The sequence below is a fragment of the Methylophaga sp. UBA4204 genome, assembly GCF_002379485.1.
GTDB lineage: Bacteria > Pseudomonadota > Gammaproteobacteria > Nitrosococcales > Methylophagaceae > Methylophaga.
In genome coordinates, this window is the sequence record NZ_DFTU01000042.1 from 5,538 (window position 1) to 10,464 (window position 4,927).

The 4,927-nt window shown below is 45.1% G+C and carries 8 protein-coding genes; 5 read left to right on the forward strand and 3 right to left on the reverse strand.

Features of this window, described 5'->3' with window-relative positions; genetic code table 11:
* On the reverse strand, positions 1-219 hold a 219-nt coding region (locus B3182_RS05875; RefSeq protein ID WP_292751939.1), incomplete at its 3' end, for a hypothetical protein.
* Between B3182_RS05875 and B3182_RS05880 the strand changes: the two genes are divergently transcribed.
* The 5 genes from B3182_RS05880 to B3182_RS05900 are packed head-to-tail and all read left to right on the forward strand — an operon-like array spanning position 213 to position 3,113.
* On the forward strand, positions 213-872 hold the full coding sequence (locus B3182_RS05880; protein WP_292353455.1) for a protein-L-isoaspartate O-methyltransferase family protein: 660 nt from the start codon (positions 213-215) through the stop codon (positions 870-872). The two genes, B3182_RS05875 and B3182_RS05880, sit on opposite strands and share 7 nt — an antisense overlap.
* A 15-nt stretch (positions 873-887) precedes the next feature.
* The gene (locus tag B3182_RS05885; protein ID WP_292353456.1) at positions 888-1,214 is read left to right on the forward strand and encodes a rhodanese-like domain-containing protein; all 327 of its coding nucleotides are present in this window, start codon (positions 888-890) and stop codon (positions 1,212-1,214) included.
* A 9-nt stretch (positions 1,215-1,223) separates the two neighbouring features.
* Positions 1,224-1,883 carry a TolC family protein gene (locus B3182_RS05890; RefSeq protein ID WP_292353457.1) on the forward strand — a complete coding sequence of 220 codons (660 nt, stop codon included), beginning with the start codon at positions 1,224-1,226 and terminating at the stop codon, positions 1,881-1,883.
* Positions 1,884-1,925: 42 nt separating this feature from the next.
* Entirely contained in the window at positions 1,926-2,540 is a 615-nt protein-coding gene (locus B3182_RS05895) for a TolC family protein (RefSeq protein ID WP_292354088.1), read from the forward strand.
* A 21-nt stretch (positions 2,541-2,561) separates the two neighbouring features.
* Positions 2,562-3,113 carry a hydrolase gene (locus B3182_RS05900; protein WP_292411181.1) on the forward strand — a complete coding sequence of 184 codons (552 nt, stop codon included), beginning with the start codon at positions 2,562-2,564 and terminating at the stop codon, positions 3,111-3,113.
* On the opposite strand, the gene B3182_RS05905 is transcribed toward B3182_RS05900, so the two are convergent.
* A complete protein-coding gene (locus B3182_RS05905; protein ID WP_292353459.1) occupies positions 3,110-3,310 on the reverse strand; it encodes a DUF1289 domain-containing protein in 201 nt (66 codons plus the stop codon). The genes B3182_RS05900 and B3182_RS05905 overlap by 4 nt on opposite strands.
* Before the next feature lie 126 nt (positions 3,311-3,436).
* A partial coding sequence (locus B3182_RS05910; RefSeq protein ID WP_292751942.1) for a B12-binding domain-containing radical SAM protein occupies positions 3,437-4,927 on the reverse strand: 1,491 nt, incomplete at its 5' end.

Genomic DNA, 4,927 nt, shown 5'->3' on the forward strand with positions numbered 1-4,927 from the left:
CGCAGTTAAAGTTAATACTCCAGCACTTCTTTTGCTTATAAACTTCGTTATCCATGAACAATCAAATTCTGCTTCGTATACCTTGCATACAGCAGTGGTCAGATAGCAATTAGCAGCGGGCATCTTCAATGCAGATGCGGTTGCACCGCTTTTGGAAAGGTCATATCCTAGCCGATTGATAAAAACAAGCGGCAACCACTTAGGAATTATCCATGACATTCACCATGAATTCAGCGCATTCCAATATGGTCTGGCAGCAAGTGCGGCCCAATGAAGTTTCCAATCCTGAAGTTTTGAAGGCATTACAGCAAATTGATCGGGCACAGTTTGTCTCGGATGATTACAAAGCGTTGGCGTATTCAGACACACGATTACCAATTGGCTGTGGTCAGTTTATGTGGACACCGCTGGAAGAGGGACGAATATTACAATTTCTGCAATTAAAACCATCTGATTCGGTGCTGGAAGTCGGTACCGGCAGTGGATTTTTTACAGCATTGATTGCACAACTGTCATTAAACGTCATTAGTATTGAATATTTTGCAGAATTGTCCACTTTGGCGGGTTCACGATTAAAAGCTGCAGGCTTACAAAATGTAAACTTGCAGTGTGGTGATGCCAGTCATGGCTGGAAATTGGCAGATCGCATTGATGTTATTGTCCTGACAGCCAGCTGTCAGCAGGTACCGGAAGATTACCTCCATGCACTCAAAGTCGGTGGCCATTTAGTCGCTATCACCGGGCAGGCACCTGCAATGCATGTGCAACGCATTACTCGCACAGGCGAGTGGCAATGGCAAACAGAGAATTTATTTGAAACGGTGGTCGCACCATTGGTGCATGCTGAAACAAAACCAGAATTTAACTTTTAACCCAGAGAGCTTGTTATGAAACAAATGTCAGCAACTCAATTAAATGAGTTTTTGCAGGAAAACGCACAGGAAGCGATTCTGATTGATGTGCGTGAAGCACACGAACTTGCCAATGGCATGCTGGAAAATGCGAAACATATGCCAATGAACAGTATTCCGGTACATGTTGAAGAACTTGAATCTGAAAAAGACAGTCCGATAGTGTTGATTTGTCGTTCAGGCCAACGCAGCGCACAAGTCGGTCAATATTTAGAACAATTGGGTTTTACCGACGTCATAAATCTCGAAGGTGGCATGAATGCCTGGGCAGCGCAGATCGACAAAAATATGAGAGTTTATTAAGGATAGATAATGAAAACGCTGTTTATTGCAGTTTTTTTCGCAGCAGTATTTTCCAGGCCGGCATGGGCGGTTCAGGATCTGGTCGATATATATAATTTATCTGTCCAGAGCGATCCGATATTAATGGCACAGGCAGCGTCGCTTCTTGCCACGAGTGAATTAGAAGATCAAGCTGATGCAGCCTTTTTGCCCCAAGTAGATATGGTCGCTAATAACAGTAAAGTATGGACAGACAGCTCTTCCCAACGTTTTGGTGGCTCCAGCGAATATAACGATCATGGTTATACACTGAGTCTGGTGCAGCCGATTTATCGACGTAACAACTTTGTACAATCACGGCAGGCAACTATTGCGATTGAAGGCGCTACGGCTGATTATCAATTTGTCGAACAGGATTTGATTGTTCGTGTGGCTGAGCGCTACTTCGCTGTTTTGGGCGCCGAAGATGATTTAAGTTTTGCTCTGGCAGAACTTGAAGCCATTGAAAAACAACTTGAGCAAGCTGATCAGCGATTTGAAGTTGGCTTGGCTACTATTATTGATGTCACCGAAGCCCGGGCGGCTTATGATCTGGCAACTGCCGCCGTTATTGAAGCTGAAAACTTATTGGCAAATGCTCGCGAGGCTTTACGGGAAACCGCCGGTCAATATCCCAGTGAACTGGCTTAATTAAAGGAAGAAACACCTCTGGTCAAGCCTGAGCCAGAAAATATTGATGAGTGGAGTGAGCAGGCAATCGTCATGAATCCGGTATTACTCTCTGCCAATAGTAATGTTGGACTGGCCAAGGAAAATATAGAATTTGAACGTAGTGGTCATTACCCAACGCTGGATTTGGTCGCGCAGAAGGGTTACACCTCTCAAAGTGACAGCAATTTGAGTGGTAGCAATAAAACGCATCAGAAAATTCTGGGGTTGCAGATCAATATTCCTATCTATGCAGGTGGTGTTGTTAATTCAAGGACTCGCGAAGCCAGTTTCAGGTTGGATGAAGCCATGCAAAATGAAGAAGAACAGCGGCGAGCAATTATACGTCAGACCCGTGCCGCCTATAACAGCGTCATGTCAGGCGTTAGCCGGGTCAATGCGCTGCAGCAGGCGGTATATTCCAATAAAAAGGCACTGGAGTCCACTGAAGCGGGTTTTGATGTCGGCACAAGGACAACCGTAGATGTTTTGAATGCGCGTCGAGAATTATTCAGCGCATTACGTGATTACTCCCGCTCCCGCTATGAATATGTCGTCAATACGTTAAGACTCAAACAAGCTGCTGGTATTGTCAGCGTGAATGATATCGAGCAAATTAACCAATGGCTGGTACCCTGAACCTGAGGAGTGGTTATTGCCATGATGGCAAATTCTGAAAACAGTGTTTTAGTGATAATTGATGTTCAACTGAAATTAGCTCAGGCCATGCCTGATGGAGTACGTGAGCGCCTTAATAAACAGATTAGAATTTTACTTTCTGCCGCCAAGGTGCTGAATATTCCTGTTATTGTGACGGAACAATACCCCAAAGGACTTGGACCTACAGAGTCAGATTTACAGAATAATTTGCCCGTCGGCACCAAAACGATTGAGAAAACCTGTTTTTCCTGCCTGCAATCTGAGGATTTCCGCTTTCAACTGGCTGCAACTAACCGTCAGCAGGTTATTCTGGTGGGAATGGAAACGCATATATGTGTATTGCAAACTGCTTTAGCGTTACAGGCTGAAAACTTCAGTGTTCATGTGGCGGAAGATGGCGTCTGCTCCCGTTCAAAATCCAATCAATACAATGCTATTCAACGCATGCGCCATGCCGGCGTGGTCATTAGTAATGTCGAATCGCTGCTGTTTGAATGGCTTGGCGATGCCAGCCATGCAGAATTTAAAACACTGGCCAAATTGATTGTCTAACGGTTGCGCTGTGCGTTAGCTCTACGCTGCCGCCTTTCTTTGCAGTTGATTACCGTTAGCTGCCTGTCCGCTTCACTCATATTTTCCCAACGTAATATCTCATCCATCGTCCGAAAACATCCCCGACAGATATCCTGTGTATCAAGACCGCATTTGCCAATGCAGGGGCTGGGAGTGAATGATTTATCTGATTCCATATTAGTGTCTGATCGTAGGTTGGCGCTGAGCTTGTGAAGCCCAACATTCAAGGGCAGGGCAGGTTGGGGTGAGGTGCGAAACCCAACATCTTAATTTAACTCATAACCAAATTTGATTGTGAAAACTCAAGCATGAAACCGCTGGCGTTTATTGGCCATACCGACTTTGGCAGGTTTGTTTAACGTTGGCAGCGCTTCATAATCCGGCTGGCCTTTAAGACCGGCACGGGCATAATCCAGCCGCAGATGATCTTTGACCAATTCAACCGGTTGATGCATATCTTCTGTCAGCACAACATAAATCAGTTCAAAAAGACGTTTCAAGGCAATTTTGGCAGTTTGACCAGTACGCTGATAAATCTGATCTGACAGGGTCATGAAATGCCAGAACGGTTGATCATCAAGCAGCAACGGCAGGGTATTGATGAACCGCCCTGAGTTCCCGATCAAATCCCAGTAACGGGCAAAACGATTGACCCGTTGCATGGTGATAAAGTCGATTTCACGGCTGCTGAGCAGGTTATACGGCGGCAGAGGATTAAAGCGTAAATCACTGGGTTCATTATGCCGGTTCAATGGCGCGCCACGCAGACGTTTGAGAATGCCGACCTGAATTTCATGAGGATTCAATGCGATTAATTGATCAAAGCTGTCAGCAAAATTGTCCAGGGTATCGCCAGGCAAACCGAAGATCAGATCGGTGTGTAAATGCGCACCGCTATGTTCACGCAACCAGCGAATATTGTCTTTGCTCTTATCGTTGTTCTGCTTGCGGCTGATTCGTTCCTGGATTTCGCTGTCAAAGGTCTGAATACCAATTTCAAATTGCAGGCTGTTGGGCGGAAATTTCTGCAAGACCGATTTCAATTTATCTGGCAGATTATCCGGCACCACTTCAAAATGCAGATATAAATCATCGCTCATGCGTTCCAGGAAAAACTCCAGAATGGCAATGCTGGTGGTGATTTTCAGATTAAAGGTACGGTCTATAAATTTAAAATTTCGCACACCACGCTGCCACAGCTGATCTATTTCAGCGAGAAATTCATCGAGTGGAAAGGCCGTCGCGGTTTTATCCAAAGCCGATAAACAAAACTCACATTTAAATGGACAGCCACGGGAAGCTTCAACGTAGATCAACCGGTTACGAATATCCTCATCGTTGTAAAAACGATAAGGCAGAATCAACTGTTCCAGTGGTGTTGCTCGGCCATTAATATATTTAGTTGCAGGATTTTCATTGCTCAGTAATTTTTCGCAAAGCTCACGAAAATCCTGTTCACCGGGTCCGGCAATCACATAATCAGCCAGCTCACAAACTTTTGGCAAATCAGGTGAATGACTGACTTCCGGGCCACCGAGAATAATGCGGATTTCAGGCTTAATCGATTTTAATAAGGCAACAACGGCTTCAATTTCACTGACATTCCATATATACACACTGAAACCGATAACCTCAGGCTGATAACTAAGCAATTTTTCAGCAATGCTCAGCGGTTGTTCCTGAATAGTGAATTCGATCAGTTCGGCGGCGGATTGATGCTCACCCAGATTGGCATATAAATAACGCAAACCAAATGCCGAGTGCATATAACGGGCATTCAGGGTGGTGAGCAG